Origin of the sequence: Paractinoplanes polyasparticus (assembly GCF_019710575.1) — a bacterium.
GTDB lineage: Bacteria > Actinomycetota > Actinomycetes > Mycobacteriales > Micromonosporaceae > Actinoplanes > Actinoplanes polyasparticus.
Genome location: NZ_JAHWFK010000011.1, coordinates 48,231 through 71,812, shown reverse-complemented (window position 1 = coordinate 71,812; position 23,582 = coordinate 48,231). Strand labels below are relative to the sequence as shown.

Annotated in this window: 28 protein-coding genes, 1 pseudogene and 1 riboswitch; of the genes and pseudogenes, 12 read left to right on the top strand and 17 right to left on the bottom strand. The window is 70.7% G+C overall.

Annotation, left to right across the window (positions count from 1 at the left end):
• Nucleotides 1-161 precede the first annotated feature (161 nt).
• Nucleotides 162-1,058, top strand: coding sequence for a GTPase Era (gene era / locus KXC43_RS14235; protein ID WP_221376602.1), 897 nt, complete (start codon nt 162-164; stop codon nt 1,056-1,058).
• A 108-nt stretch (nt 1,059-1,166) separates the two neighbouring features.
• Nucleotides 1,167-2,369 carry an acyltransferase family protein gene (locus KXC43_RS14230; RefSeq protein WP_221376520.1) on the top strand — a complete coding sequence of 401 codons (1,203 nt, stop codon included), beginning with the start codon at nt 1,167-1,169 and terminating at the stop codon, nt 2,367-2,369.
• A 79-nt stretch (nt 2,370-2,448) separates the two neighbouring features.
• On the opposite strand, the gene KXC43_RS14225 is transcribed toward KXC43_RS14230, so the two are convergent.
• A complete protein-coding gene (locus tag KXC43_RS14225) occupies nt 2,449-3,210 on the bottom strand; it encodes a thioesterase family protein (RefSeq protein ID WP_221376519.1) in 762 nt (253 codons plus the stop codon).
• Complete coding sequence (locus tag KXC43_RS14220) at nt 3,207-3,992, bottom strand: DUF4097 family beta strand repeat-containing protein (RefSeq protein ID WP_221376518.1); 786 nt, start codon at nt 3,990-3,992, stop codon at nt 3,207-3,209. The genes KXC43_RS14225 and KXC43_RS14220 overlap by 4 nt, the downstream gene beginning before the upstream one ends.
• A 119-nt stretch (nt 3,993-4,111) precedes the next feature.
• Between KXC43_RS14220 and recO the strand changes: the two genes are divergently transcribed.
• From recO to KXC43_RS14205, 3 genes are all read left to right on the top strand, one after another.
• On the top strand, nt 4,112-4,888 hold the full coding sequence (gene recO / locus KXC43_RS14215) for a DNA repair protein RecO (RefSeq protein WP_221376517.1): 777 nt from the start codon (nt 4,112-4,114) through the stop codon (nt 4,886-4,888).
• Entirely contained in the window at nt 4,885-5,667 is a 783-nt protein-coding gene (locus KXC43_RS14210) for an isoprenyl transferase (RefSeq protein WP_221376516.1), read from the top strand. The genes recO and KXC43_RS14210 overlap by 4 nt, the downstream gene beginning before the upstream one ends.
• A 136-nt stretch (nt 5,668-5,803) precedes the next feature.
• Nucleotides 5,804-6,322 carry a histidine phosphatase family protein gene (locus tag KXC43_RS14205; protein ID WP_221376515.1) on the top strand — a complete coding sequence of 173 codons (519 nt, stop codon included), beginning with the start codon at nt 5,804-5,806 and terminating at the stop codon, nt 6,320-6,322.
• Nucleotides 6,323-6,710: 388 nt separating this feature from the next.
• On the opposite strand, the gene KXC43_RS14200 is transcribed toward KXC43_RS14205, so the two are convergent.
• Entirely contained in the window at nt 6,711-7,418 is a 708-nt protein-coding gene (locus tag KXC43_RS14200) for an HAD family hydrolase (RefSeq protein ID WP_255644066.1), read from the bottom strand.
• Nucleotides 7,415-7,714, bottom strand: a complete 300-nt coding sequence (locus tag KXC43_RS14195) for an MTH1187 family thiamine-binding protein (RefSeq protein ID WP_251800321.1) — start codon at nt 7,712-7,714, stop codon at nt 7,415-7,417. Before KXC43_RS14195 ends, KXC43_RS14200 begins: the two co-directional genes overlap by 4 nt.
• A 275-nt stretch (nt 7,715-7,989) precedes the next feature.
• On the opposite strand from KXC43_RS14195, the gene KXC43_RS14190 reads away from it, so the two are divergent.
• Both KXC43_RS14190 and KXC43_RS14185 read left to right on the top strand, forming a co-directional pair.
• Entirely contained in the window at nt 7,990-8,211 is a 222-nt protein-coding gene (locus tag KXC43_RS14190) for a DUF2191 domain-containing protein (RefSeq protein WP_221376513.1), read from the top strand.
• Complete coding sequence (locus tag KXC43_RS14185; RefSeq protein WP_221376512.1) at nt 8,208-8,633, top strand: PIN domain nuclease; 426 nt, start codon at nt 8,208-8,210, stop codon at nt 8,631-8,633. The genes KXC43_RS14190 and KXC43_RS14185 overlap by 4 nt, the downstream gene beginning before the upstream one ends.
• Before the next feature lie 4 nt (nt 8,634-8,637).
• On the opposite strand, the gene KXC43_RS14180 is transcribed toward KXC43_RS14185, so the two are convergent.
• Nucleotides 8,638-9,306: an NADPH-dependent F420 reductase gene (locus KXC43_RS14180; protein ID WP_221376511.1), complete on the bottom strand. Its 669-nt coding sequence runs from the start codon at nt 9,304-9,306 to the stop codon at nt 8,638-8,640.
• 125 nt (nt 9,307-9,431) lie between these two features.
• On the opposite strand from KXC43_RS14180, the gene KXC43_RS14175 reads away from it, so the two are divergent.
• On the top strand, nt 9,432-10,046 hold the full coding sequence (locus KXC43_RS14175) for an aldo/keto reductase (protein ID WP_308129079.1): 615 nt from the start codon (nt 9,432-9,434) through the stop codon (nt 10,044-10,046).
• A 2-nt stretch (nt 10,047-10,048) separates the two neighbouring features.
• Here the strand turns inward: KXC43_RS14175 and KXC43_RS14170 are convergent, their stop codons facing one another.
• From KXC43_RS14170 to KXC43_RS14160, 3 genes are read right to left on the bottom strand one after another with little or no spacing between them, the layout of a single operon-like run.
• Complete coding sequence (locus KXC43_RS14170; protein ID WP_308129078.1) at nt 10,049-10,978, bottom strand: methylenetetrahydrofolate reductase; 930 nt, start codon at nt 10,976-10,978, stop codon at nt 10,049-10,051.
• Between the two features lie 21 nt (nt 10,979-10,999).
• The gene (locus KXC43_RS14165) at nt 11,000-11,497 is read right to left on the bottom strand and encodes a hypothetical protein (RefSeq protein WP_221376510.1); all 498 of its coding nucleotides are present in this window, start codon (nt 11,495-11,497) and stop codon (nt 11,000-11,002) included.
• Nucleotides 11,494-13,242, bottom strand: a complete 1,749-nt coding sequence (locus tag KXC43_RS14160; RefSeq protein ID WP_255644065.1) for a CehA/McbA family metallohydrolase domain-containing protein — start codon at nt 13,240-13,242, stop codon at nt 11,494-11,496. The genes KXC43_RS14165 and KXC43_RS14160 overlap by 4 nt, the downstream gene beginning before the upstream one ends.
• A gap of 94 nt (nt 13,243-13,336) precedes the next feature.
• On the opposite strand from KXC43_RS14160, the pseudogene KXC43_RS14155 reads away from it, so the two are divergent.
• Both KXC43_RS14155 and KXC43_RS14150 read left to right on the top strand, forming a co-directional pair.
• Nucleotides 13,337-13,984, top strand: a pseudogene (locus KXC43_RS14155) (ABC transporter ATP-binding protein); the annotation flags it as partial.
• Between the two features lie 56 nt (nt 13,985-14,040).
• Nucleotides 14,041-14,748 (top strand): ABC transporter permease, encoded by a 708-nt coding sequence (locus tag KXC43_RS14150; protein WP_221376509.1) that lies wholly within the window; start codon nt 14,041-14,043, stop codon nt 14,746-14,748.
• Here KXC43_RS14150 and KXC43_RS14145 read toward each other — a convergent pair.
• The 5 genes from KXC43_RS14145 to KXC43_RS14125 are packed head-to-tail and all read right to left on the bottom strand — an operon-like array spanning nt 14,745 to nt 19,768.
• Complete coding sequence (locus KXC43_RS14145; protein WP_308129077.1) at nt 14,745-15,389, bottom strand: response regulator transcription factor; 645 nt, start codon at nt 15,387-15,389, stop codon at nt 14,745-14,747. The genes KXC43_RS14150 and KXC43_RS14145 overlap by 4 nt on opposite strands.
• Entirely contained in the window at nt 15,386-16,831 is a 1,446-nt protein-coding gene (locus KXC43_RS14140) for a sensor histidine kinase (RefSeq protein ID WP_221376508.1), read from the bottom strand. Before KXC43_RS14140 ends, KXC43_RS14145 begins: the two co-directional genes overlap by 4 nt.
• Nucleotides 16,832-16,891: 60 nt before the next feature.
• Nucleotides 16,892-17,692: an energy-coupling factor transporter transmembrane component T family protein gene (locus tag KXC43_RS14135; RefSeq protein WP_221376507.1), complete on the bottom strand. Its 801-nt coding sequence runs from the start codon at nt 17,690-17,692 to the stop codon at nt 16,892-16,894.
• A complete protein-coding gene (locus KXC43_RS14130; protein WP_221376506.1) occupies nt 17,689-19,176 on the bottom strand; it encodes an ABC transporter ATP-binding protein in 1,488 nt (495 codons plus the stop codon). The genes KXC43_RS14135 and KXC43_RS14130 overlap by 4 nt, the downstream gene beginning before the upstream one ends.
• A gap of 19 nt (nt 19,177-19,195) precedes the next feature.
• A complete protein-coding gene (locus KXC43_RS14125) occupies nt 19,196-19,768 on the bottom strand; it encodes an ECF transporter S component (RefSeq protein ID WP_221376505.1) in 573 nt (190 codons plus the stop codon).
• Between the two features lie 73 nt (nt 19,769-19,841).
• A riboswitch (TPP riboswitch) is annotated at nt 19,842-19,944 on the bottom strand.
• A 66-nt stretch (nt 19,945-20,010) separates the two neighbouring features.
• Here KXC43_RS14125 and KXC43_RS14120 point away from each other — a divergent pair.
• Nucleotides 20,011-20,832, top strand: coding sequence for an alpha/beta fold hydrolase (locus KXC43_RS14120; RefSeq protein ID WP_221376504.1), 822 nt, complete (start codon nt 20,011-20,013; stop codon nt 20,830-20,832).
• A 31-nt stretch (nt 20,833-20,863) separates the two neighbouring features.
• Entirely contained in the window at nt 20,864-21,412 is a 549-nt protein-coding gene (locus KXC43_RS14115; RefSeq protein ID WP_221376503.1) for a DUF6328 family protein, read from the top strand.
• Here the strand turns inward: KXC43_RS14115 and KXC43_RS14110 are convergent.
• Genes KXC43_RS14110 through KXC43_RS14095 form a run of 4 tightly spaced genes read right to left on the bottom strand, consistent with a single transcriptional unit; the run spans nt 21,378 to nt 23,580 of the window.
• On the bottom strand, nt 21,378-21,986 hold the full coding sequence (locus KXC43_RS14110) for a hypothetical protein (RefSeq protein WP_221376502.1): 609 nt from the start codon (nt 21,984-21,986) through the stop codon (nt 21,378-21,380). The two genes, KXC43_RS14115 and KXC43_RS14110, sit on opposite strands and share 35 nt — an antisense overlap.
• Nucleotides 21,987-22,013: 27 nt before the next feature.
• The gene (locus KXC43_RS14105) at nt 22,014-22,418 is read right to left on the bottom strand and encodes a Fur family transcriptional regulator (RefSeq protein ID WP_221376501.1); all 405 of its coding nucleotides are present in this window, start codon (nt 22,416-22,418) and stop codon (nt 22,014-22,016) included.
• Nucleotides 22,415-22,711 carry an ArsR/SmtB family transcription factor gene (locus KXC43_RS14100; protein WP_221376500.1) on the bottom strand — a complete coding sequence of 99 codons (297 nt, stop codon included), beginning with the start codon at nt 22,709-22,711 and terminating at the stop codon, nt 22,415-22,417. The genes KXC43_RS14105 and KXC43_RS14100 overlap by 4 nt, the downstream gene beginning before the upstream one ends.
• Nucleotides 22,708-23,580: a metal ABC transporter permease gene (locus KXC43_RS14095; RefSeq protein ID WP_221376499.1), complete on the bottom strand. Its 873-nt coding sequence runs from the start codon at nt 23,578-23,580 to the stop codon at nt 22,708-22,710. The genes KXC43_RS14100 and KXC43_RS14095 overlap by 4 nt, the downstream gene beginning before the upstream one ends.
• Nucleotides 23,581-23,582 lie beyond the last annotated feature (2 nt).

Below are 23,582 nucleotides of genomic sequence, written 5' to 3'. Positions count from 1 at the left end.
AGCGGCTGAGGCAGGCCGGCGCTCCGAGTGGTCAGAGCACGAAGCCAGCCGCTCCCAGCCGGAGCGCGAAGCCATCGGCTGGCCATAGCCCGCGGGCCGACGCTGAGAGCACGCCGACGGTTCGTCCTGGTCGGCGCGTGCACAAGCATCGGGAAGCGTCCGTGGCCGCGGCGTCGGGCGATGTTTATCGTGCCGGGTTCGCCTGCTTTGTCGGGCGGCCCAACGCCGGCAAGAGCACGCTGACCAACGCGATCATCGGGCAGAAGATCGCGATCACGTCGAACAAGCCGCAGACGACGCGGCATGTGATCCGGGGCATCGTCCACCAGGAGAACGCGCAGCTCGTGCTGGTTGACACGCCGGGTCTGCACCGGCCGCGCACGCTGCTGGGCGAGCGGCTCAACGACCTCGTGCGCGAGGTGTGGAGCGAAACCGACGTGATCGGCGTCTGCTTCCCGGCCGACGAGCCGGTGGGCAAGGGTGACCGGTTCATCTCGTCCGAGCTGGCTGAGCTCAAGGCGACCGTGATCGCGGTGGTGACCAAGGTCGACCTGGTTGACTCCGCGACGCTGGCCAAGCACCTGCTCGCGGTGAGCGAACTGTACGACTTCGCCGAGATCGTGCCGGTCAGTGCGGTTTCCGGGCATCAGGTGCAGGCGCTGGTGGACGTGCTGGTGAAGCATCTGCCGGAGTCGCCGCAGCTCTATCCGGACGACGTGCTGACCGACGAGCCCGAGCAGGTGCTGATCGCCGAGCTGATCCGCGAGGCGGCGCTCGAGGGTGTCCGTGACGAGCTGCCGCACTCGATCGCGGTGCTCGTGGAAGAGATGATGGTCGAGGGTGGCGTCACCAAGATTTACGCCGATCTTTATGTCGAGCGCGACAGTCAGAAGTCGATCGTGATCGGTTCGCGCGGCGCCCGGCTGAAAGCAGTGGGCAGTACCGCCCGCGCCGAGATTGAGCAATTAATTGGCGCCCGGGTGTATCTCGATCTTCACGTGCGGGTGGCCAAAGAGTGGCAACGTGACCCACGTCAGCTGCGCAAACTCGGTTTTTAAAGTCGACTTCTCCCGATCCGGTCAAATCTAAACGTCCGGATATATGGATTATGGGATAGTTCACGCGGGTTTGCGACCTCAGCGCTGAGTTGGGTAACAACGAAGCCTATGCGAAACCGGTACCTGGATCTGCTGCGTGCTGCCGCAACCGTCCGGGTCGTGGTCTATCACTCGTCCGGCTGGGCGGCGTTGACGATTGTCTTCCCGGCCATGTCGGTGATGTTCGCGCTGGCCGGCTCGATGATGGCGGCCTCGCTCGACCGCTACGGCCCGTTCGCGGTCGAGCGGCGCCTGCATCGCCTGTTGCCCGCGTTGTGGGTGCTGGCCGCGGTCGCCGTGCCGATGATGCTGATCGGCGGCATGGCCTGGGAGTGGCAGGTGCTGCTGTGGGCGTTCCCGCTGGAGGACCCGCCGGCCGAGGGCTTCTGGCTCGAGGGCCTGGCCGCGATGTGGTACCTGCGGGACTTCCTGTGGTTCGTCCTGCTGTCGCCCCTGCTGCTGCCCGTGTTCCGCCGCTTCCCTCTGACCACCCTTGCCCTTCCGTACGCGGCTCTGGCTCTGATCACCTTCACCGGCGCCACCACCCACGTGATCGCGCGCGACCTGGCCCTCTACGGCGGCGCCTGGCTCCTGGGCTTCGCCCACCACGACGGCCTCCTGGCCCGCCGCCCGGCCCCGTCCGCCACCCGCCGCCTGACTGCCCCGCTGTCCCGCCTCTCACCCCCACCCGCCGCAGAGTCGGCGTCCCGCGCTGCCTGGTCTGCCACTCGCGCCTCACCGGCTGCGCTCTCCCGCTCCTCGGCGGGCAGCGAGGCTCAGGTCCGCGGGGCGGCGCTGGCCCGCTACCGCTGGTGGATCGTCGGAGTGCTGGCCGCCACCGCAGCGGCCTGGGCGGTGACCCACCCGGGCCCGCGCGGCTATGACCTCAACGACATCCCGCTGGCCAACGCGCTCTGGTCGGCCGCCTTCATCCTGGTCGCCTTGAGCGTGTCCCCGCGGGTGGCCCCGCGCCGCATCCTGACCGTGCTCAACGCGCGGGCGCTCTCCATCTACCTCTGGCACGTCCCGCTGATCATCGTTGTGGTCCGCTTCGCCGAGGCCACCGGCCTGCCGGTGCACGGCTGGGTAGGCATCTCGTGGCGCCTGGCCGTGGTGTCGGTGCTGCTCGCGATCGTCGTCATGCTGGTCGGCTGGGTGGAAGACATCTCCGCCGGACGCCGTCCGTCGCTGCTGCCCGGCGCCACCCGCCGGGTAGCCCCTGTCTCCCCAGCTCCCGCCGGGGCCGTCGACCTGCAACGCGCCGGCCGCTGAGCCGCGGCAAGGCATGGGGGCTCGCGCAAGCGATGGCGCTGGACCGGCACCACGGGCGGCTCGGCAGGTGATCTTGGGCTCAGCGGGCGCGGATGACCAGCGGCTGCGCCACCAGGCCGATGCTGCCGTCGAAGTCGTAGAGCTCGCCCGAGCTCAGCCCCAGCCCGTCCGCGCTGAGGACCGTACGGCAGGCCAGGTGCACCCATTCACCGCCGGCCGGGCGCAGCAGCGTGGTGGTCATCGTGGGCGGGATCGAGAGCCACTTGTCCATCGGCAGCACCGCCGAGATGCCGTTGGCCGAGTCGGCCACGATCAACGCCCTGTCCTGCCCGTCTATCTGCTGCCCCTCGATCAGGGGCATCCGCACCCGGGTCCAGACGTGGGTCTCGCCGTCGGCCACACCCAGTTCGCCCTTGGTGGCCCGCCACTCGATTGCCTCGCCGTAACCCCAGCCCTCGTAGTTCGGGAAGCCCACGTGGCCGTCGCCCTCGGGCAGGGGGTCGGCGTGGTCGGCGGGGGTGGTCACCGGCGGCTGCGGGCCGGGCGCGATGTGCCAGGCCCGGGCGGTCACCGCGACCCGGCCGTCGACGATCATGCGGGCCTCGTTGAGCGTGGTGAGCCGGCCGGGCTTGAGCGGCGAGACCTCGATGCGGAAGTCGCGGCGCGGGATGGGGCCGAGGAAGTCGACCGAGATGCGGGCCAGGCGCAGGCCGTCGACCGTGAGCACCCGGCCGAGCAGCGCGGCGGGTGGGCCGCCGTGCTGCATGCCGGAATCCCAGGGGCTCTCCGTCGATCGGGTCGGGCGGTAGTGGTCGTCGCCGAGCGGGAGATAGAAACTCATGCCCCGATGACTACCGCATTTCCGCTTCCCGTGCGCAGGTTGATCTCGTTCTTGGCGGTCGGATCGTTGGTGATTCCCTGCACACCCTCGTCACCCGAGCCGCTGCTGGTGCTGATCTTGTAGCTGCCCGCCGGCACCTGCACCTCGACGTCGCCGCTGGTGGTCTGGGCGGTCACCGAGTTGGGGGTGGAGAGGACGGCGTTGATGTCGCCCGAGGTGACCTTGAGCTTCACCGGGGCGGCGATGTCCATCGCCTCGATGTCGCCCGAGGTGGACTGCACGTCGACGGCCTTCTTCGCGTTGACCACCCGGATGTTGCCCGAGGTGCCCCGCAGCTTGACCGTGCCGGCCGGGTCGACCACGGTGACGTCGCCCGAGGTGAGCTTGACGTCGGTGTCGCCGAGCGAGTCGAACGTGATGTCGCCCGAGTCGAGCGCGCCGCTCACCTTCACCCCGGCCGGGGCGACGATCTCGTACGACACCGAGCAGTTGTGCCCGCACGAGGTGTCGATGACCAGTGTGCTGCCGTCGAGCCGGTAGGACTCGCCCGGGTCGGTGCTGCGGCGGATGATCCGCTTGATGCTGGTCTCGGTGACCGCGGCGGTGCTGATCGCGATGTCGCCGCTGCCGCCGTCGAGCCGGATCGCGGTGATCTTGGTCTTCTCGGTGTCGTCGTACGTCATCTTGGCTCCGACCACTCCGGCGCACCCGGTCAGGGTGGCCGCCGTCGTGGCGGCGACGAGGACGAGAACTCCGGCACGCCGGGCGAGTGTCGCGGTCATGGTGTCGACGCTATTGCCGGGGCCGGGGTGGGCACCATCGGTCCTGTCACTGACCGGCCCCCTAGATGACCCTGAGATCCGGGTCAGGGTCGGTCGCACCCAGGGGGCAGAATGTTGGGGTGCCGACCGCCGGATACCGCCGCCATCTCTACCGCGACGACGCGGTGGTACTGCGTGTGCAGAAGCTGGGCGAGAGCGACCGCATCATCACCCTGCTCACCCGGCGCCACGGCCGGCTGCGGGCGGTGGCCCGGGGCGTACGCCGCACCACCTCGCGCTTCGGCGCCCGGCTCGAGCCGTTCGGCCACATCGATCTGCAGCTCGCCGGCTCGCCCGAGGGCGTCGGCAGCAGCCTGCACTCGGTGAGCCAGGTCGAGGCGGTGGCGCTCTACGGAAAAGACTTCCTGGGCGACTATCCGCGCTACACGGCGGCCAGCGCCATCGCCGAGACGGCCGAGCGCCTCACCCCGGTCGAGCGCGAGCCCTCGTTGCGACTGTTCCAGCTCACCCTGGGCGCGCTCAAGGCACTGGCCAAGGGCGAGCACGCCGGCAGCCTGGTGCTCGACGCGTACCTGCTGCGCGGCATGGCGGTGGCCGGCTGGGCGCCGGCGATCATCGAGTGCGCGGTCTGCGGCACCGCGGGGCAACATGCCGCCTTCTCGGTGCCGGCCGGCGGCGCGGTCTGCCCCGACTGCCGCCCGCCGGGCGCGGCCCACCCCAGTCCCGCGACGATCGGCCTGATGAACGCGCTGACCATCGGCGACTGGGTGGTGGCCGACGCGTCCGAGGCCCCGGTGCGCCGCGAGTGCAGCGGCCTGGTCGCCGCCCACCTGCAATGGCACATGGAGCGGGCGTTGCGCTCGCTTCCGCTGGTCGATCGACGGGAGAACCCATGACGCCGCGTCCACCCACCCCGCACATCTCCGGGGTGAAGCCGCCCGAGCTGCCCAAGGCGGCGCTGCCCAAGCACGTGGCGCTCGTGATGGACGGCAACGGCCGCTGGGCCAAGGAGCGCGGCCTGTCCCGCACCAAGGGCCACGAGCAGGGCGAACACTCGCTGTTCGACACCATCGAGGGCGCCATCGAGCTGGGCATCCCCTACCTTTCGGCGTACGCGTTCTCGACCGAGAACTGGAAGCGGTCGCCCGAAGAGGTGCGCTTTCTCATGGGTTTCAACCGCGACGTCATCCGCCGCCGCCGCGACCAGCTGGTCGACCTGGGCGTACGGGTCGTGTGGTCGGGCCGCCGGGGCCGGCTGTGGAAGAGCGTGATCTCCGAGCTCGAGACGGCCGAGCAGATGAGCCAGAAGAACAAGAAGCTCACCCTGCAGTTCTGCGTCAACTACGGCGGCCAGGCCGAGATCGCCGACGCCACGGCCGCGATCGCGCGCGACGTCGCCGCGGGCAAGCTCGACCCATCCAAGATCAATGAGAAGACGATCGCCAAATACCTCTACCACCCCGAGGTGCCCGAGGTTGATCTCTTCCTGCGGCCCTCGGGCGAGCAGCGTACGTCGAACTTCCTCCTCTGGCAGTCGGCCTACGCCGAGCTGGTCTTCCTCGACACCCTCTGGCCCGACTTCGACCGCCGCCACCTGTGGTACGCGTGCGAGCTGTACGCCAGCCGCGACCGCCGCTTCGGCGGCGCCGTCCCCAACCCGGTCAGCCCGACCTGATGGTCCGCTGTCGTCGCCCGGCCGGTGTCTGCGCTTGTGGGGGCGCTAGCTGCGGTTTTGCACGCGCTGACTGCGGCTTTGCACGCGCTGACTGCAGTTTCGCGGGTGCTGGCTGCGGTTTCGCCGGCGGTGACCGGTGAGCCGGCTCTGGCTGGCGCGGCATGCTGAGGCGGCGCCCGGTGGCATGGAGCTGTCCGCGATCGGGCGGCGTCAGGCCGAGCTGCTCGGCAAGCGGCTGACCGGTGCGGGAATCACGCGCATCAGCCACAGCCCGCTCCCTCGTGCGGTTCAGACCGCGTCGATCGTGGCCGCGGCGCTACCCGGGGTGCCGGTCGTGGCGGCCGAAGAGCTGACCGACTCCGACCCCACCGAAGACCCCGCGGCGGCCGAGGCGATGGTGGCGCGCTTCGCCGACCCGCCAGCCGACGAGCTGTGCATCACCCACATGTTTCAGGTCGGCTGGTTCGTGCGCGCCGTCCTCGACGCGCCGGCCGCCCGGTGGTCCGCGCTCAACTCGGCCAACACCGGCGTGACCGTGCTGCGCTGGAGTGCGACCCCCGGCGTCCCGGTGTCGCCCCTGGTCTTCAACGACGTGACCCACCTGCCACCCGAGCTGCGCTGGACAGGTTTCCCACCCGAGCTGCGCCTGCCCTGACGGCGGCCCGGGTCGGCGCCCGAGCTGGACACACCGTCACGTCACGCCCGCCGAAACTGTCCACAGGCCACCGGCGGTGTTGCCCGATTTCGGGACCATGGACTGCGGGGTCCCGTGGGAGTTTGAGTTCAAGGCGTCGTTGCAACACCTGAGGTCATCAAGGGGTTGCCGGGTGTTCGAGGATCGTGCTGAAGGGCGGGTGCCGGGTTCGGCGAAGGATGCTCAGCGGCGAGCATATTCAGATCTTGAGGCGCAGGGACCTCAGTCGGGGTCGGTCGCAGGACCGATGACACATGGCGGCACCCGAGCCGGTCCAGGTGAAAAGGCCGCCGGCCATTCGCGGCGCAGAACCGTGCCGAGCAACGCCGGCCGCGCCCACGTGGCGTGGTCAGTGGGTCAGGGGCTGGTCGAGCGGGTCGGCCTCGGCCAGGAGGACGCTGACGGCGGCGTCCACATCGGAGAGATCGGGCAGCACCGCGTGGGCGCCGGCCAGGGCCAGGTCGGCCATCTTGGTTCGGCCGGTGGCCACGGCGACGGCGTAGGCGCCGTTGGCCAGGGCCGCGGTCACGTCGTGGACGGTGTCGCCGATGACGACGGGCCGGAAGGGCTCGCCGTACTTGGCCTCGGCGCGTTCCAGGCTGCGGCGGACCAGGGTGGCGCGCACGCTGTCGTCGGTGCCGTAGCCGCCGACCTCGGCGTCGAACGAGGCGCTGAGGTCGAAGGCGGCGACCTTGGCCGCCGCCACCTCGGGCACGTTGCCGGTGACCAGCGTCTGCACCACGCCGGGGTCGTCGCCCAGGCGAGCCAGCACCGCCCGCACGCCGGGCATCAGGGTTCCCTGCTCGGCGAACAGATGCTTGACCCGGTGCACCTCGGCCACGTACCGCGGAAAGAACTTCTCGGGCGTGCAGTCGGTGACCCCGTGCGTCGCGAAGACCTCGGCGCAGACGTCGGTGTCGGTGCGCCCGCCGAAGTTCGGTGTCTCGCGCCAAGCCACCCCGGTGACGGCGGTGAAGGCAGTCTGCCAGGCCATCGTCGTGACCCCGCCGCCGCGCAGGAGCGTGTGGTCGATGTCCCACATGATCAGGCGCCTCATTCGCGCAACGCCCGTTCGATGTGTTCCACCTTGGCGTCCAGGGCCCCGGTGACGCCGGGGCGCACGTCCGCCTTGAGGGACACGCTGACCCGCGGCGCGTGCGCGGCCACCGCGTCGACGGCCTGTTTGACGACGGCCATCACCTCGTCCCATTCGCCCTCGATCGTGGTGAACATCGCGTCGGTGCGGTTGGGCAGCCCGGAGGCGCGCACCACGCGCACCGCCTCGGCCACGAGATCACCGACGGAGTCACCGACGCCGAGCGGCGTCACAGAGAAAGCAACCAGCACGCCCACATAGTCGCAGCTCCAACCGGCTTTGGGGCAACTCGGCGAGCAAATCCCGTCGATGGGCGGCTCGCTTCCGAGAGCGCTCTCACAGCATCTTCACGCAGCTGGCGACAGGTTTCGGCAGGCCTGGATGCGTAGAGAATCGGATCGCGCTCCCGCGAAGGATTTCCGCTGTACCTATGTTGCATCCTACTGGTCCCGCGACTAGCCTAGTCGTATAGTAACTAGGCGTTGGTCGTCTAGGCGCTACGATGAGAGGAGGTGGCCGAATGGAGACGTTGATGAGCGCGACCAAGATCAAAATCGAGGTCGAGATCGACCGCGAGGTGCTGGCTTTCGCCGCCCGGATGTTCGGCACGGAGACGCACGAGGAGACGGTCGCAGCCGCGGTTCAGGACGCGGCTGACCAGCAGCGGCGCGGGGAGGCGTTCGAGCGGCTCGGCAAGATGGGGGATGCGGGCGATTTCGACATCCTGCTCGACAAGAGGAACTACCGCATATGAGCCAGGCGAGTTACCTGGTCGACACAAGCGCCCACGTGCGACTGACGACGAATCCTGGCGTTCGCGCCGCCTGGGATCACAAGGTCAGGCGCGGCACGCTGGTCGTCTGCCCTCTCAGTGAGTTGGAAATTCTCTTCAGCGCCAAGTCGCGAGAACACCGTGAAGAGATGATCGCCAACTTGCGGGAGTCGTACCGATGGGTGGTCATGCCCGACCGAGCCTTCGAGCGGGCAGAAGAAGTGCAGCAACACCTGGCCGATCAGGGCCGTCACCGAGCGGTCGGTCCCCTCGACCTGCTGGTGGCAGCCACGGCTGAGGAGCACGAGATGGTGCTGCTGCACTACGACAAAGGGTTCGAGTGTGTGTCGGAGGTGACCGGGCAGCGCGTGCAATGGCTCGCGGAGCCCGGCTCGATCTCCTGACGGGTCAGCGCTTGGCTTCGGCCAGGGCCTGACGAATCTGGTCGGCGCCCGCGGGAGTGCCGGCCTCTACTTCGTACGTGCCGTAGGGCGGGCCATAGACCGGAGTACCCGGCTCCTGGCGCCAGCTGTCGGCCAGCGTCCCCGCGTCGACCGCGTCGTAGCCGATGGCGTCGAGGAACTCGGTGGCCGTCTGCTTCGCGGCCGCGTCGTCGCCCGCGATGGGCAGGGCCGAGCGGTCGGTCGAGCCCGACGGGCGGGGCAGCGAGGCCAGGTGGCCCGAGTAGATGTTGTTGAACACCTTCACCACGCGCGCCGAGCCCAGCGCCTCCTGCTCGAGCTGGGCGCTGGTCTTCTCGCCCTTGTCGAGCGCCTCGAAGGCGCCGTCGCGCTGCGGGTAGTAGTTGTTCGTGTCGAGCACGACCTTGCCGGCCAGCTCAGCCACCGGCAGCTGCGGGAATGCCTTGAACGGCACGCTCACCACCACGATGTCGCCGGCCGCCGCAGCCTCGGCCGCAGTCGCTGCGCGAGCCTTGGGGCCGAGCTCGTCGGTGAAGTCCTTGAGGGTTTCGGGACCGCGGGAGTTGCTCACCACCACGTCGTAACCGCCCGCCACTGCGAGCCGCGCCACCGTGCCGCCGATGTTCCCGCTACCGATGATTCCGATCGTCGTCATGACCGCGACAACCTTCGGCACGTACGCATCATTCCGTGCTTAACAAGCTAGCAAAGGTGTGTACAAAACGGTATCGAGTGGACGGCGGAGTGCCTTCGGGGCGACGCCGCCCTAGCGTTGCCGCGGTGATCACTGCACACGCCGCCGGCACCTGGCAGCTCGGCGATCAGGTCGTCAACCGCATGGGGTTCGGCTCGATGCGGCTCACCGCGAACCCCGACCGCAGCGTCGCGATCCGTGTCCTGCGCCGGGCGGTCGAACTGGGCGTCAACCACATCAGCCGCACCGCGCCCGTGGCCCCGCGCTTCGAGGCGCTGGCCGCCCTGCGCGGCGAGGGCCTGATCCGCCACCTGGGCATCTCGAACGCCACCCTGGCCCAGATCGACGAGGCCGCCGCCGTCGCTCCGATCGTCTGCGTCCAGAACAGCTTCGCCGTCGACCTCAAGCGCGACGCGGCCCTGCCGGCGGAGCCGGCCGAGCGCGGCACAGCCTTCGTGCCGTTCTTCGCCATCGCCGGCCCCGGCCGCGAGGACGGCCCAACCGCGGGCACGGACAACGCCGTACGCGAAATCGCCGCCGCCCACCACGTCACCGAGCATCAGATCCGTCTGGCCTGGACACCCCATCAGGGCGCTGACGTCCTGGCCATCCCCGGCACCGGTGACGAACAGCATCTGCTGGACAACATCGCCGCCGGCGCCGTGCGTCTCACCGCTGAGGATCTGGCCCGCCTGGGCTGAGGTCAGCCGCGGAGCAGGGTGGCGATCTCGCGGGCCAGCTCGGTGGAGGCCTCGATCTCGGCCTTGCGGATGGAGACGCTCTCGACGTTGAAGCCGTAGGGCATGCCGAGCCGTTCGCAGAAGGCCTTCAGGTCCTCGGCGATGGCCAGGGCCTCGCGGCGGGAGGTGGCCAGGGGGTCGGAGGACTCGAGCAGCTCGGTGGCCAGCCACGGCGGGACCTGCACGCCCAGCCAGCCCAGGAACTCGAGCGTCTTGGCCGAGCCGCAGAGCGACAGCGTGAAGATGAGCGGACGCGGGGTGATGCCGGCCTCGCGACAGGCGTAGAAGTAGTCGGAGACCAGGTTCTTCGTCTCGTTGAGGTCGTACACGACCTGGGAGACGAAGTACGTGCAGCCGCGCTCCTGCTTGGTCAGCATGCGCAGGTGCTCGTCGCCGTGGCGGGTGTGGCGGTCGCCGATCACGACGGCTCCCAGCGGCAACTGGGGGCGCACCTCGGCGTGCAGTTGCTGGGCCCGCCGCAGCGACGTCTGCACGGGCTTGCCCCCGGAGGAGGCGCCGACGAAGACGCTCAGCGTGCGGGTGGTATCGGCCGTCGTCAGCCAGCCGCGCAGCTCGTCCTCGGTGTACTTGCCGACGCAGCGGTAGATCACCGTGGGCCGGTCCCAGTCGCCGAGGTGGTCGGCGTAGTACGACGCCGGGTCGAGGGTCGGCAGGTACGGGAACGGGCGTTCCCCGGCGACGCGGTCGGACTCGTCGTCGATGTCGTAGAGGATCAGGCCGTCGAGGTCCAGGCCGGACAGCCGGCGCACGGTGATCTCGGCGATTTCTTTGACCCGCTCGGGAGCGGTGTTGCGGCGCGGCGGGGTGATGCTGAACAGCATCACCCCGCGCTGCGGGTCGGCCAGCTTGGACTGCAGCGAGTTACGAGGCACCGGCCCAGCGTAGAGAATCGGCTAGGCGTGGTCGGCACAGCAGGGGGTGGGGTCCCGCGTTTCGAACGGCACCAGCAGTCCGCCCGCGGCCGGCATGGTCACCAGAACGAGGTCGTCCCCGCGGAACTGGGGCCGGACGAAGTCGCGCGTGTCGAGCTTCAGAGCCTCGTCGGCGGCCCCGGAGCCCAGCACCTCGACCCGGTCGATCGCGCTGCGGGACAGCACCTCGCCGACGGTCAGGGTGCCGGTCAGGTCCGGCGACCCGGGGAAGACGACCGCGCGGCCGAACGTCCCGGTCGCGGCCCCATCGGCAGCCGCTTGAAATTCGGTCGGCGTCGAAGCGGACGCGCCGACCAGGCTGATCGCCACGTGGGGGAACGGCGTCCGGACCAGGTGCGTGCACGCCAGCGACGGCGCCGGGTCGAGCGAGAGGATCCAGTGATCGGCCGCGCCGACCTCCCGGTGCCCGAGCGAAACGCCGAGAACCGAGGGGCCGGCAACCGAGCGGTACAGGGTCACCTGGGCAGGACCCAGATCGGGTTGGTGTAGAACCACAGGTCGCCCCACGGGTCGGCGTCGCCGATGACGTCGAGCTTCGGTCCGTACGGGTCGACGCCCGCACCCATCAGGCCGGGCTGGGTGCGGTTGCCGTCGGTGCCGCGCACCCGCACGTAGAACGGCTTGTCGAGGCGGCCGAACGAGTACGTGATCGACACCCGGCCCGAGGTCTTGGACACCTCGAACGACTTGACCACCTTGGTGTCGGGGGCGGTGTAGGCGTCCTTGTCGGTGACCGGGCCGGTGACCGTGCCGACGATGAGGTCGACGCGCTTGAGCACCGGGACGAACTGCGCCCAGTTGGGCACGTCCTGCAGGTCGATGTCGAGGGTGATCTCGGTGGTGGTGCCGCGCTTGACGTGCAGCGCGCCGCCGAGCCCGGTGCCGGTGGCCGAGCGGCGGTCGCCGGCCACGCGGACGCGCGCGTCCACCCCCTTGATCAGCCGGCCGTGGTCGACCCAGACCCGGCCCGCGCGCAGGCCGTCCATGACCTGCTTGTAGCCCCACGACGTGGCGCCGACCGTGGTGCGGCCGTAGAAGCCGGGCCAGAAGTCGCCCGCAGTGCTCAGCGTCTTACCGGTGTAGACGGGGTCGTTGTACTTGCCGTTGACCTCGAAGTTGCTGCCCGGTCCCCGGTCCGACTGGTCCAGATAGTTGACGTGCGAGTCCGAGTTGACGGTGATCCACCACGCCTTGCCCTCGGCGAGCAGGCTGTCCCACAGGCCGCCGACGGTGGCGGTCATCCAGTCGAAGCCACCCCAGGTGCGGTAGCTCTCGAGCGGGTAGCCCGGGAACGAGGCGGCCGACGGGTTGTTGTCGTAGTAGCCGCGCGCGCCGCCGCGGCCGTTCGGGGCGGGGATGCCGGCGGCCTGGTGGCCGGGGGCGCCCTCGAAGCCGACGGCGACGGTCGGGTCGGCGTCGCGCCAGTTGCGGATCTCGTGCGGCGAGTCGATCCCGCGGCGGGCCGGGTGGTTGGCGAAGAACAGGGCGCCGTCCACCTTGCGCGCCTTCACCTGCGAGGCGAGGAACTTGATGCCGGCGATCGCGGCCGCCTCGTTCTGCTCGTTGGTGTTGGTGGCGGGCAGCAGCGAGCCGTCGTAGTTCTGCTCGAACTTCTTGAGGACCTCGACCTCGTTCCGGCTCGGGGTCACGAAGACGGTCGCGTGCTCGGCGCCCGGGATGTTCCACTCCAGACCCTGGAACGTGAGCAGGTCGCGCAGCTCGTCGCGGGTGGCCCGGATGTCCGGGTTGACCTTGTCGACGCCGATCTTGGCGTGGGTGGCGCTGCCGTGGTCGGTGATGACGACCCAGTCGAGGCCGAAGGCGCGGCCGTGCCGGGCCTGGTCGATCACCCGGTACTGGGCGTCCGAGCTGTACTGGGTATGGATGTGGTGGTCACCCGACAGCCAGACCAGCCCCTTTCCCGACGAATCCTGCCCGTGGGCCACAGCCGGGGCGGGGGTGGCCAGCACAGACGCGGCCGCACCGGCGCCGAGCAGGCCCGCGCCGCGCAGGAAGCCGCGGCGGGAGACGTCGGACGGCGAGAGTTCGCTGTCCGGGATGGTCAGGTCGAGAGCGGGCGAGACGTCGCTGCCCTCGTGCACGTTGTCGTGGTGGTGGTGATGGTCGTGGCCGTGACCCATATCGGTGATCTCCCACAGATTGATGCATGCGGACTCCAGCACACATTCGCGGCGGTAGATCAACAGCCCGTGTATCGAGCATGACTTTCGTCAGTACGCGCGACTGCCGTTCGGGTCGGGTGGCGGCAGCACCTGCGGTTCTACCGTGCGGCGCATGGTGATAACCCTGGAGACACTGACGAAGAGATACGGCGCCACCCTGGCCGTCGACGGGCTCGATCTGGCGGTGCGGCCCGGCCTGGTCACCGGATTCCTCGGGCCCAACGGCGCCGGCAAGTCGACCACGCTGCGCATGATTCTCGGGCTCGACCGCCCGACGTCGGGACGAGCCCTCATCGACGGGCGACCCTATTCCTCGTACGCCTGGCCCCTGCGCAAGGTCGGGGCCGTGCTCGAGGCCAAGGCGGCTCACCCCGGCCGTACGGGAAGAAACCACCTGCTCGCCATGGCGCGCAGCAACGGCATCCCGGCCGCACGGGTCGACGAGGTGCTGGCCCGGGCCGGACTGGGCGGAGCAGCCCGCAAGCGGACCGGCACGTACTCGCTGGGCATGGGGCAGCGGCTCGGGATCGCGGGCGCGCTGCTCGGTGACCCGCCGGTGCTGATCCTCGACGAGCCGGTCAACGGCCTCGACCCGGACGGGGTGCGCTGGATCCGGGGCCTGATGCGCGAGCTGGCCGCCGAGGGCCGCACGGTGCTGGTCTCGAGCCACCTGCTCAGCGAGATGCAGGTGACCGCCGACCACCTGATCGTCATCGGCAACGGGCGGCTGCTGGCCGACGCGCCGCTCGAGCAGATCCTGGCCGGGCACGCCTCGCTGGAGGACGCCTACTACACGCTGACCGAGGGGAGCGCGCTCCGATGACGATGCTACGAGCCACGATCGGCGCCGAATGGATCAAGCTCTGGAGCACCCGTACGGTGTGGTGGGCGCTCACCGCCGCACTCGTGCTCATGGCCGCGGGCGCCGGGCAGTACGCGCTGTACGCGAATAACGGCGACATCGACGAGAACTCGGCCGGAGAGATCGCCGCGCTCGGCCTCAGCTTCGCGCAACTGGCCTTCATCGCCCTGGCGTCGATCGTGATGACCGGCGAGTACTCGGCCGGCACGATCCGGGCCACCCTCACCTGGACCCCGCTGCGGCCCCGGCTGCTGCTGGCCAAGAGCGTGGTGGTCGCCGCGGTCACGCTGGTCGCGGGCACGATCGTCGGCTTCGTGGGCACGCTCGTCGCCGCCTCGATCCTGGACGACAGCTCGATGGGCGCCGCGGCCCCGAAGATGGGCCTCTACCTGGCTCTGCTCGGTGTGTTCGCGGTCGGCCTCGGTGCGGCGCTGCGTGGGCCGGTAATCACCCTCGTGGTGCTGCTGATGCTGGTCGTGGTGGTGCCACCGCTGCTCCAGGTGCCGGATCTGGCCGTGCTCAACACGATCGCTGACGCCCTGCCCGGGGTGGCCGGCGAGCGGTTCCTCAACGAGAACTCGTACGCGGGCCTGCTGATCGTGACAGCCTGGGCGGCCGGGGCTTTCCTGATCGGGGCGCGCGTCCTGGATCGCCGCGACGCCTAGACCAGCCCGGCCTCGTAGGCGACGATCGCCGCCTGCACCCGGTTGCGCGCGCCGAGCCGGCTCAACAGGCTGCTGACGTACGCCTTCACGGTGCCCTCGACGAGGAAGAGCCGCCGGCCGATCTCCGCATTGGACAGCCCCTCACCGATCAGGGCGAGCACCTCGCGCTCCCGGTCGGTGAGGGAATCCACCTTGGAACGGGCTTCGGCTCCCGCACCCAGCCGTGCGCCGGCCAGCTCGGTGATGACCCGGTGGGCCACCCGCGGCGAGAGGTAGGCCGCGCCCGCCGCGACAGCCCGGATCGCCGCGGTCAGCTCGCGCGGGTCGCTCGACTTGAGCAGGAAGCCGGCCGCCCCGGCGGCTATGGCCCGCACGATGTACTCGTCCTCGCCGAACGTGGTCAGCATGAGCACGCCGGTGGCGGGCGCGACCCGCCGGATCTCGGCCGCCGCGGCCAGCCCGTCACGCCGCGGCATCCGGATGTCCAGCAGCACCACGGCGGGCCGGTGCCGCCGCACCAGGTCGACCGCCTCGATCCCGTCCCCGGCCTCGGCGATCACCTCGATGCCGGCGTCGTTGTCGAGGATCGCGCGGATGCCGGCCCGGATCATCGCCTCGTCGTCGGCGATCAGCACCTTCACCTCAGTCGTTCCTTGCCGGTCAGGCGGCCGTCGGTGAAGCACAGCCGGTAGGTGGCGCCGGCCATCGGGAAGTTGCCGTCGGTGTAGAGCTCGCACCCCCGGGGCCGGTCGCCCGGCGTCTGGCGGGCCGGCAGGACGTCGACGAGATCGGCCCGCGGTGTGCCCGTCCTCATCGCGTCGAACGCGGCCTCGTCGAGCACCGAGCCGGCGACCGCGAACGGGTAGTAGCCGATCGCGGTGACCGTGGCCAGCACGAGCGGAGTGAGGATCGCGGCGGCCAGGCTGCGGCGCGCGCGACGCCGGGCATCGTGCATCTCCTCCTCCACGGGCGGGTTGTCGAGCACGGGTGTGGCGTCGTGCGGAATCACGGCCGTGGTGCGGAAGCCCCCGTCGGGCGTGGGCTCGGCGGTCAGGGTGCCGCCGGCCAGGCGCAGTCGTTCCCGCAGCCCGGCCAGGCCCAGGCCGGTCGTTGCCGCGGGCCCGGGCGGTGTGGCCGGCGCCTCGTTCGTCACCGAGACGGTCGATCGGGTGCCGTCGTCGGCCACCAGGACCCGTACGGTGGCGCCCGGCGCGTGCCGGCTCGCGTTGGTGAGCGCCTCGCGCAGCACGTGGTGGACGGTTGGCGCGACCGGTGGGGGCAGGTCGCCCGTCCGCGTGAACAGGACAGTCATCCCGGTCGCCCGGTGCCGCTCGACCAGCGCCTCGACCTGTTCCCCGGCGGGCTCGAGGGGCGCCGCGTCGTCCTCGTCGCGCAGCACCCCGATGATCTCGCGCAGCCGGTCGGTGGCGGTGGCGGCCGACTCGCGGATGCGGCCGGCAGTGGCGCTCTGCTTCTCGGCCAGCCCGGGAGTGGTTTCGAGGGCGCCGGCGTGCAGCGCGATCAGGCTCAGCTCGTGCCCGAGCGAATCGTGCATCTCCTGCGCGATGCGAGCCCGCTCGCGCAGCCGCACCTCGCGCACGACCAGCCGGCGCTCGTACTCGAGGCGGGCCGCGCGTTCCCACCCGGCCGACACGAGCCGGGTCTGCTGCGCCCGGTAGCGCCCGGCCAGCCACGGGAAGACGCCGAGCAGCAACAGGGACATGGCCAGGAAGAACCAGTCGCCCAGGCTGGTGCCGAACACGGTGAAGTTGAGCGCCGTCCCGCCGGCCGCGATCACCGCGAACGCGGCGGCGACCACGCGGATCCGTTCCGTGCGCAACCCGGCCAGGTAGCTCATCACCGGCAGGCCGAACACGAAGTTCCCGTCGGCCAGCGTGCCCAGCAGCACCACCAGCAGACCCACCACCGGCGACCGCCGCACGGTCGCCACCAGCACGGCCGCGACCGCGAGCGCGGCCAGAACCCTGAGCACATCGCCGGACATCACCTGGTGCACGAGGACCGGCGCGATGAGCACCGCCCCGAGCAGCCCGTCGGCCAGCCACTCCCGCCGTCCCCGCATCCGGCCAGGCTATCGACGCACCCGGCCCGCCACTACTGCCGAAAGTCAAGAGTGGGGCGGTCAGATGATCGGGCGGAAGAGGCCCAGCGCGATCGTGGTGCCGAGGGTCAGGACCGACAGCACCGCCGCGCCGGCCACGAGTAAAGCGTCGGCCCGGCGGAAGACCTGCCTCCGGGCGTACGTGCGGGGAACCCCCGAGTCGAAGCCGCGCGCGTCCATCGCCACCGCGAGCCGGCCGCCCCGCCGCAGGGCGCCGACCAGCAGCGCGAAGGCCGTCGAGACGAAGAGTCGCAGCACGGCCACCGGATTGCGGCCGGCGTCGATGCCGCGGGCCCGGCGGGCCAGCGTCAGCATCTGCCATTCGGCGCCGAGCAGCGGCAGCAGGCGGAACGCGGCCAGCGCGCCCAGGGCGAACCGGGCCGGCGCCTTCGCGTTCTGCACCAGGGCGTCGGCCAGGTCGGTCGGGTCGGTGGTGGCGAAGACCAGCACGCCGGGAACGGCCACCGCGAACAGCCGCAGGATCAGGCCGAGCGCTGCCATCAGCACGCCGGTGGTGACGTCGAACGGGCCCAGGTTCAGCAGCAGTGAGCCACCGCGCTCGGCGGCGAACAGCACCATCGTGACCAGCAGTCCGAACGCGCCGATCAGCAACGGCCAGGCCCGCCGGACGAGGGTGGAGTACCGCAGGCCGAAGAGCGGGACGACGGCCAGTTCGACGGCGAGCGCGATGGCGGGGGTCAGCGGGTCGAGGGTGGAGATCAGGGGAAGCGAGAAGAGCAGCGCGGCGGCCAGCTTGGCCACCGGGTTGCGGCGGGCCAGCGGGGCCGAGGGGTTCGCGACGGGCTGGAGCGCGAGAGTCATGGGCGGCCGCCGGGGCGGCGATGGGGGAGGGGATCGCGCAGGCGGGCGGAGCCCAGGGGATGGGTGCGGTCGGCCACGGTCTGCACGAAGTCGTCGTCGTGGGTGACCGCGACGATGCCGTGGCCGTCGTCGCGCAGCGTGGCCAGCAGGGTGACCAGCTCGATCCAGGTGCGCCTGTCCTGTCCGAAGGTCGGCTCGTCGAGCACCAGCAGGCGGGGCGCGCCGGCCAGCGCGGTGGCCACGCTCAGGCGGCGGGCCTCGCCGCCCGAGAGCGTGTACGGGTTGGCCCCGGCCAGCTTGCTCAGGCGCAGGCGGTCGAGCAGGTCGTCGACGATCCGGGTCACCTCGGCCGCCGACCGGCCCAGCCGCCGCGGGCCGACGGCCAGCTCGTCGGCGACGCGGGCGGTGACGAACTGGTGCTCCGGGTTCTGAAAGACCGAGCCGATCCGTCCGGTCAGGGTGGCCGCCCGCCAGCGGTGCGGCGGCCGGTCGTCGCCGAAGCCGTGCACCCGGCCGCCGGTCGGCGCGAGCAGGCCGCCGAGCGTCAGCGCCAACGTCGACTTCCCGGCGCCGTTGGGGCCGGTCACAGCCAGCACCTCGCCGGCGTTCACGGCCAGCGACACCGGCGCGAGTCGGTGGCTCACCGCCACCTGCGAAGCCCGGACGAGCTCGGGTCCGGGCGTGGTGGCCGACCTGAGCGGGGGAATCGTGAAGCCGGGCACCCAGACGCCCTCGTCGGCCAGCCGGTCGCCGTACGCCGCGAACACCATCTCGGGCGCGCCGTCGGCCCGCACCCCGCCGCCCGCCTCGAGCACGACCACCCGGTCGACCAGGGGCAGCGCCTCGGCCACACGGTGCTCGACCAGGATCGTGGTCTGGTCCCGCAACGCGGCGAGCGACTCGCGCACCAGCTCGGCGCCGGCCGGGTCGAGATTGGCGGTCGGCTCGTCGAGCAGCAGCAGGCCGGGCCGCAGCGCCAGCACCCCGGCGAGCGCCAGCCGCTGTGCCTCGCCGCCGGACAGCGCTGCCGTCGACCGGGTGATCGGGTAGGGAAAGCCGACCCGGTCGAGCGCGTCGCTGACCCGGGGCCAGATCTGGGCCGGTGGCACGCCGCGATTCTCCAGGCCGAACGCCACGTCGTCGCCGCTGCGGGCCATGACCAGCTGGGTCTGCGGATCCTGGAAGACGATGCCCACCCCTTGCCCGGGTTCTCCGTGCCGTCCGGAGGACCAGGCTTCGGTGGCTGCGCGCCGGCGGGCCTTGAGCGGATCGAGACCGTCGATCTCGATCGTGCCCGCGGCCTCGCCCGAGTCTTCCGGGAGCAGGCCGGCCAGCGCCGCGAGCAGGGTGCTCTTACCGGCCCCGGAAGGACCGAGCAGGAGCACCCGCTCGCCGTGCGCGATGTGCAGGTCGACGTCGCGGACAGCCCAGGCGCGCCGGCCGGCATGCCGCCAGCCGAATCCGCGGAGGACGACCTCACTCATATCTGCCAATCGAAGAAAATCAGACGAGCGCGCGCGACCGGCCCGCCGGGAAACGATCGAGAACGCCGGTCTGGGCCAGCGCGCGGGTCAGCAGCACGCTGCCGAGCCCCGCGATGACCAGAGCCGACACCCCGGTGATGAGGATGTACGGGATCCGCATGGTGGCCCATGACGTGCCGCCGTACCAGACGAACGCGTCGTAGACCGCGGCCACCACCCCGGCCGTCGCGCCCGCCAGCAGCGCCACCGGCAGGCGGTAGACCTTGTAGGCGAAGATCGCGAAGATCAGCTCGGCGCCCAGCGCCTCCAGCGGGCCCTGCACGACGATCGTCCAGCCCCAGCTCACGCCGATGGCCACCGAGACGAGCGAGGCCAGCGAGAGCGTGTAGAACGCCGCGCCCGGCTTGCGCACGATCAGCGCGCCGAGGACGGCCGGCACCAGCCAGACGCCGTAGAGCACGGCCCGGCCGGGCAGCGGGATGGCGTCGGCGGGGCCGTTCCAGAGCAGACCCCACGCCCAGAAGATCACGCCGAACGAGACGGCGATGATCGAGGCGATCACGATGTCTATCGTGCGCCAGCGGTTGTTCATGGTTGGAACCTCCCAGTTTGTACCGGGAGGAGACGCACGCCGTCCCCCGGGGCGGGCCCGGGACACGGCGCGGCTGGAGAAAAGACCGAACTTCCTGCGCTGGCATTACCCAGATCAGGTGCGAGGGTCTGCGGTCGCCCGCACTCTCAGCGCTGTGCGCTCCCCTGTCGGAACTGCTTTCGTGCTGTGTTTCGATGAACGTAACACCGCAGCGGGGCGGCGAACAGCGAGGGAGTGATCACATGGAGATCAAGGCGCGTGGCCTGACCTTCGACGTGTACGAGGGCGGGCCGGCCGACGGCGACCCGGTGCTCCTGCTGCACGGCTTCCCGCAGGACCACCGCGAGTTCGATCTGCTCGCGCCGAAGTTGCACGCTGCCGGTCTCCGGACGTACGCCCTGGATCAGCGCGGCACCTCGCCCGGCGCCCGCCCGGCCGAGGTCAGCGCTTACCACTTGAGGGAGCCGACCGCCGACGCGGTGGCCGTGCTCGACGCGCTCGGCATCGAGTCGGCCCACGTGATCGGGCACGACTGGGGGGCGATCGTCGGCTGGTGGCTGGCCTCGGCCCACCCCGATCGGGTGCGCACCCTGACCGCCGTCTCGGTGCCGCACCCCAAGGCGCTGGGCCTGGTCCTGCGGACCCGCGCGTCCCAGCGGGCCCGGATGACCTACTTCAAGGTCTTCCAGTCCCGGCCGGCCGAGCGGTTGCTGCTGGCCCGCGACGGCGCCGTGCTGCGGGCCATGTTCAAGCCGATCGGCCACCGCGGCGACAAGTACGTCGAGGCGATGCGCGACGACCCGGCCCGGCTCACCGGCGGCCTGAACTGGTACCGCGCGGCAACCGGCAACGCGCCCGACGGCCCCGGCCTCATCGAGGTGCCCACCACCTACGTCTGGAGCGACAAGGACGGTGTGGTCTCGCTGGCCGCCGCTCTGCGCACGCGCGACTGGGTCCAGTCCGACTACGAAATGGTTGCTATGAGGGGTATCAGCCATTGGGTACCGGAGCAGGCCGCGACCGCCCTCGCCGAGGCGGCGCTCCGTCGGATCGGCGGAGTTTGATTCCTGTTCACTTTGGGGAATCCGCAGCGTCATGGCAGACGAGGTGCGTGGCAAGCACGAAACAGCGAAGCAGCGCTGGGACCGTAATTTCGCCGATCTGTTGCAGGAGCTGCGGGTCGCCCAGACCGGCATCCAGATCCTGTTCGCCTTTCTGCTGACCCTGCCCTTCAGCAACCGGTTCCCCGAGGTCACGCAGTTCCAGAAGGACGTCTACGTGGTGGCGCTGCTGGCCGCGGCCGGCGCCACCGCCATGATCATCGCGCCGGTCGCGTTCCACCGGGCGCTCTTCCGGCAGGGTCGCAAGCCGGAGCTGGTGCGCTACGCCCACGCGATGGCCACCGGCGGCCTGTTCTTCCTGCTGGTCTCGATGGTCAGCGCGGTCCTGCTGGTCACCGACTTCATCCTGGACCGGACGATCGCGTTCGTCTTCACCGGGATCACCGCCGTCTTCTTCCTCACCTTCTGGGCCGCTGTGCCGTTCTTCCGGCGCAACTGGATCGACGACGAGGACGAGGAGGAGGACGAGAAGGTCAGCCGGACCAAGGTCACCCCCGGCGAGACCGCAGACCGAGTCTCCTGAGCTCGAGCTCGGCCAGCGCGTCGACCGCCTCGGCGTCGCCGTTGCGCCAGCTCTGGGCGATGTCCGGGCCGAGCTTGGCCAGGCGGTTCAGCGGCTGGCCGGCCAGGGCGCGCAGGGCCAGCAGGTCGCGTCCGGCGGGCTGATCGCGTACGGCCGAAGCCACCGCGGCCCGGCGCATCCAGCGCAACCGCAGCGGAAGCCAGCCGAACAGCACCAGCGCCAGCGGAACGGCCACGGCGATCAGCGCGACGACGAGCGCCAGCGTGTCGACGATGTCCTGCTGCTGGCGTCCGGCCTCGGCGAGTGACCGGGCGGCCGAGGCAGCCCCTTCGAACGGCTTGACCAGCTGGTCACCGACGAGCGGCACCCCGCCGACCTTGCTGCCGGCGTCGGTCAGGTTGTCGGCGATGCCGCCGCCGGCGCTCTCGAGCTTGGCCCCCGGCACGGCCAGTTTCTCGACCATGTCGTTGACCCACAGTCCGGCCCGGATCCACGCGTAGACCCAGAGAACCACGAGGATGTCGGTGAGGAGCTGGCGTACGGCGGCGGGGATCCGGTCGGCATAGATCTTCACGCCGCACAGCGTCCCATGGGGACGAAGTCAGCGCTTCGCGCAAGTGGGGCACGTTCCGAAGATCTCCAACGTGTGCGAGACGTCGACGTAGCCGTGCCGGCTCGCCACCTTGTCGGCCCACGTCTCGACCGCCGGGCCCTCCACCTCGACCGCGCTGCCGCACTCCCGGCACACGAGATGGTGGTGGTGGCCCTGGCTGCACCGGCGGTAGAGGTGCTCGCCGCCGGGTGGGCGCATGACATCGATCTCACCCGCGTCGGCCAGCCCCTGCAGGGTGCGGTAGACCGTGGTCAGGCCCACGCGCTCACCGCGTTCCTTCAGCCGGGCATGCAGCTCCTGCGCGCTGTAGAAGCCCTCGGCCTCGGCCAGCACGGCGCTCACCGCGGTGCGCTGCTTGGTGTTGCGCTGCCCGACGTTCTGTTCGGTGCTCACGATCGGACCTCCCTCGCATGACTGACCGCGTCGGCGACGATGTGCGCGACGTGATCGTCCACCAGCGAGTATGCGATCTCCCGGCCACGTCGTGCACCCCGGACCACCCCGGCGCCCCGCAGCACCCGCAGGTGCTGGGAGACCAGGGGTTGCGGCGCGCCGAGCTTCTCGACCAGCTCGTGCACGCAGCGTTCGCCGGCGCCCAGCTCGGCGACGATCGCCACCCGGATCGGCGCGGACAGGGCCCGCAGCAGCTCACCGGCGGATTCGTACGCCTCGTATCCGCTCGTCATCGGACCTCCTGCAGGACGACGTCAGGTGGTTCGACCTCGTGGGGCGGGTGGACTCGTCGCCGCACCACGCGCCAACCGGCGGCGCCGACCGTGATCGCGACGAAGACGGCCAGGGCCAGGATCACCGTGGTGGCGCCGGGCGGGGTGTCGGCCTCGGCCGAGACGACGACCCCGGCGCCCGCGGCGACCAGGCCGATCGCCATCGCCGCGGCCATCGTGGTGCGGAAGCCGCGGGTGACCTGCTGGGCGGCGGCGACCGGAATCACCATCAGGGCCGAGACGAGCAGCAATCCCACCGTACGCATGGCGATCGTGACCGTCACGGCGGTGGTCACCGCCATCAGGATGTTGAGCGCGCGCACCGGCAGGCCGCTGACCCGGGCGTACTCCTCGTCGTTGCAGACCGCGAACAGCGCCGGCCGGAAGGCCAGCATGGCGATCAGCACCGCCGCCCCGAGCACGGCGATCACCGCGATGTCCTCGGGGGACGTGGTGATCAGCGAACCGAACAGGTACTGCACCAGGCTGTTGCTGCTGGCGTCGTCGGAGAGCGCCACCAGCACCACGCCGCCCGCGATGCCGCCGTAGAACAGCAGCGCCAGGGCCAGATCGCCCGAGGTGCGGCCGCGCTCGCGGATCAGTTCGACGCCGACCGCGCCGATCGCGGCCACGATGACCGCGCTGATCACGGGGGACTGGTTGAGCAGCAGGCCCACCCCGACACCGGTCAGCGCCACGTGGCCGATGCCGTCGCCGATCAGCGAGAGCCGGCGCTGCACCAGATAGATGCCGAGCGCGGGGGCGGCCAAGCCGATGATCAGCGCGCCCATCAGGGCCCGCATCATGAAGTCGTACTGGAAGAGATCCATCG